The following is a 1,456-nucleotide window of genomic DNA, read 5'->3' on the forward strand; positions in this document are numbered from 1 at the left end:
ACCGTCGACCCGAGCATCTGCAACACGCCACGACCGAACCAGACGCCGGAGCCGGAAGTACACCGGGTCGGGGAGATCCACCTGCACCGGTTCGCGTGTGTCCCAATCCCCTGTGTGGCCCCACATCCGGCCCGTCTTTTTCCAGCCTTCCGGGATGTTATCGGATGACCGCTGGTAGTGCTTGACCCCCCGAGCTGCGTGCTTTGCAACGTACTGGAACCACCCCAGAGCGTCAGAGATAAGCGCACAGTGTTGAGCGCGAATGCTGACATTGTGGGAGTCAGCGACAGCCAGCCAGTGCAGCAGAACTTCCGACCGGATGGCCGCAAAGTCTGAAACATCACCGGGGAACCAAAACGCCCCGTGTAGGTGAGGAACCCCCCGCCGTTGCCATTCAGTGACCCAGTGACACCGAGCCAGCCCGATACGCTCCAAACGCTTCAGGAAGGCCCGCCGGAGCTTATGCCAGTCATCAGAGGTAGCAGGGCAGTCCCTGAGGGTCAGAGTAACGGCCAGCCCCAGCAGGGGGGCATCTGGAGTGCCTGAGAGGGTCGAAGGCTCCACAGACCGGAGGAAGGCGACATTTCGACGGGTTGCAGATGATGACCACCCCCCAACTTCGCCGCGAATGGCGCGTTGATGGTTATTGAGCCGGGGAGCAGTACCCATGGTGGCACCATGTAGGTATAATTTGAGCGTCCGCATTGTGCTGTCCTAGTACGTTTGAGGTGTGGACCATGACCCCGGGGAGCGGCTAACTCTCGCGGGGTTTTTTTATGCCTGACGGTCTGCCGCGAGTGTTTTCGCGTGCTGGCCATCTGGCACGTCATCCGGGGAAACAAGAAAAGGCACTTGAAGAAAAACGAACCCAGATGGGTGGATTCTAACGACTGCGGGCAGATATGTAACTACTAATCAAGGGACCGCAGTTTCTGCCGGTCAGGGACCCCCCCCGGAGGGGGTCCCCCCCTGATCCGGCATCAACCGCGTTTACCTAATCAACCCCGGTTGTTCAGGCACGTGGCTTAGTGACTGCCGCATGAGGTCGCATGCCCCCGCGCCATGGCAGGGGTGCTACGTGGTCGACCTCTGGCCTGTGATTATTCTTTGGAAACCGTGGGCGAGGTACCGGCGGCGATAGTCAACCGAGGTTGATTAGTCCGCAGGCCGCCTGTCATCGGCTGCGCCGATAGGTGCGGTGCCGAATGCCAGGTGCAGGAGTGTCATCATCTGGGCCTCTGGTATCCACTCAGAAACCCCCCGGAGCCGGGAAACGTCCGGGTGATTGTGCTTGAGCATCTGGCGAGCCGTCCGAATTCGGAACCGGTTACCGTCGACCCGAGCATCTGCAACACGCCACGACCGAACCAGACGCCGGAGCCGGAAGTACACCGGGTCGGGGAGATCCACCTGCACCGGTTCGCGTGTGTCCCAATCCCCTGTGTGGCCCCACATC

General features: G+C 60.9%; 1 protein-coding gene. It reads right to left on the reverse strand.

Annotation, left to right across the window (positions count from 1 at the left end):
• The coding region (locus tag J1C54_RS16230; RefSeq protein ID WP_229149984.1) for a hypothetical protein at window positions 1-669 on the reverse strand (669 nt) is incomplete at its 3' end.
• Between the last annotated feature and the right edge of the window lie 787 nt (window positions 670-1,456).

The organism is Alcanivorax sp. 1008, assembly GCF_020667895.1.
In the GTDB taxonomy this organism is placed as follows: Bacteria; Pseudomonadota; Gammaproteobacteria; order Pseudomonadales; family Alcanivoracaceae; genus PGZG01.